The sequence below is a fragment of the Thermomonas sp. genome, from assembly GCF_025993755.1.
In the GTDB taxonomy this organism is placed as follows: Bacteria; Pseudomonadota; Gammaproteobacteria; order Xanthomonadales; family Xanthomonadaceae; genus Thermomonas.
In genome coordinates this window covers 1-1,921 of sequence record NZ_JAMQHN010000090.1, presented here as the reverse complement: position 1 = coordinate 1,921, position 1,921 = coordinate 1, and the positions used below count along the sequence as shown (strand labels likewise).

The window sequence follows — 1,921 nt, the reverse complement described above, 5'->3', positions numbered from 1 at the left end:
GAGATCAATCGCGCGCCTGCCAAGGTCCAGTCCGCCCTGCTCGAAGCGATGGGCGAGCGCCAGGTGACCGTCGGTAAGCGCACCTGGCCGCTGCCCGAGCTGTTCCTGGTGATGGCGACCCAGAATCCGATCGAGCAGGAAGGCACATTCCCGCTTCCGGAGGCGCAGCTGGACCGGTTCTTGATGTACGTCCGGATCGGCTATCCGGAAGCGGGCGTTGAAACCGAAATCCTGCGGCTGGCGCGCGAACGCGCCCGCACCCGCGGCATGACGCCGTTTCCGGTCTCCGAACGCATGAGCCAGGCCGAGGTGTTCGCTGCGCGCGGAGAAGTGCTGGACCTGCATCTGGCACCGGCGCTGGAGCGCTATCTGGTCGAACTGGTGCTGGCTTCGCGCGAGCCGTCTCGCTACGACAAGGAACTGGCGCGGCGAATTGCCTGGGGCGCCAGCCCGCGTGGATCGATCGCGCTGGAGCGCTGCGCCCGCGCTCGCGCCTGGCTGGCCGGACGCGAGTACGTGACTCCGGAGGACGTGCGCGCGGTCGCCCCCGACGTGCTCGGTCATCGCGTCCTGCCCAGCTTCGAGGCCAGCGCCGAAGGGTGGGACGGTCCGAAGCTGGTGACGGAACTGCTGCGGCTGGTGCCGCTGCCTTGAGCCGCAGGCGGCAAACGAAATGAAACGCGTGCAGGCTGAAACCGCACGGTGGGACCCTCGGAAACCCGGCGAAGGCACGGTACCCGAACTGTCGGACCTGATCGGTCTGCGCGCCCTGGTCCACAAAGGTAGCGGCGGGCGGCGCGGCAGCCATGGCGTGCAGGCGCTGGCGCCTTCGCTGCTGCTGGGGCGTGGAATGGAATATGCCGAGTCCCGGCGCTACGTGCCGGGTGACGACGCCCGGCTGATCGACTGGCGCGTCACGGCCCGCACCGGACGAACCCACACCAAGCTATTCCAGGCAGAGCGCGAGCGGCTGACCCTGATCGTTGCCGACACCGCGCCAACGCTGTATTTCGGCACCCGGGTCCGGTTCAAATCGGTGCAGGCAGCCCGAGCGGGTGCGCTTGCGGCCTGGCGGGCGGTGCGCGACGGTGATCGCGTCGCGGCGCTGCGCGGCAGCCTGCGCGAGGGTCCGATCCCGCCCGCCTCCGGTCCGCGCGGTGCGCTACGGGTGCTGGATGCGCTGGTGCGCTGGTATCGGGCACCGGCGGCGGAGGACGCCGGTCTGGCGCTGGCGCTGGATCGCGCCCGACGCCTGCTGCGCCCGGGATCGCGACTGGTGGTATTGGCCGATCCGGCCAGTGTCGTCGCGATTCCGGAAACGCTCTGGCCCGGTCTGGCAAGGCACATCGACGTCCATGTGCTGCTGCTCACCGACCCGCTGGAGCGCCGGCCACCGGTGGCCCGGCTGCCGTTTGCGACCGCCGGCGGGCGACTGGAACTCGGATTGGATCAGGCCGGCGTGCGCCAGCGCTGGAAGCAGGCGTTCGATGGGCCGCTGGATGAAGCGCTCTCGCGGTTGTCGCGCTTCGGGCTGGCGGCGGCCCCGCTGTCCTGTGACGCGACGGCGGAGGTGGCGCGGGAACTGTTGCGCCGTCCGCCGCAGGGGCGGGCCTCGTGAACGCCCCGCTGCCGCTGCGCGATGTCGCGGCCGGCGTGCCGCCGTCGTGGTGGCCACCGGCGCCAGGCTGGTGGATGGTTGCAGGCGGCCTGTTGGTGGTGGCGGTCGCAATCGTCCTGTGGCGTTGGCGCCGGGCGCGGCGGCGGGCCGCATTTGCGCGGATTTTCGATGCGGCCCTGGCGTCTGCGCAGACGCCGACCGCGCGCCTCGCCGCCCCCGCCGAACAGCGGCGCCGCGCCGCCCCGCGCCTCGACCCGCACCCCGACCGCCGGCAGGGCGAGGATTTGCTGCGGGTTATCGATG

Annotated in this window: 3 protein-coding genes; all 3 read left to right on the top strand. The window is 71.5% G+C overall.

Annotated features, from left to right (window positions below; translation table 11 throughout):
- Positions 1-654 (top strand): MoxR family ATPase (locus Q0X16_RS06300; RefSeq protein ID WP_297832104.1); only part of this gene is annotated, 654 nt, incomplete at its 5' end.
- 19 nt (positions 655-673) lie between these two features.
- On the top strand, positions 674-1,618 hold the full coding sequence (locus Q0X16_RS06295) for a DUF58 domain-containing protein (RefSeq protein ID WP_297832102.1): 945 nt from the start codon (positions 674-676) through the stop codon (positions 1,616-1,618).
- The coding region (locus Q0X16_RS06290) for a DUF4381 family protein (protein ID WP_297832100.1) at positions 1,615-1,921 on the top strand (307 nt) is incomplete at its 3' end. The genes Q0X16_RS06295 and Q0X16_RS06290, both read left to right, overlap by 4 nt.

What these genes read in the sequence shown, in the direction of transcription:
- Q0X16_RS06295 (WP_297832102.1), top strand. Translation starts at nt 674, where the DNA reads ATGAAACGCGTGCAGGCTGAAACCGCACGGTGGGACCCTCGGAAACCC.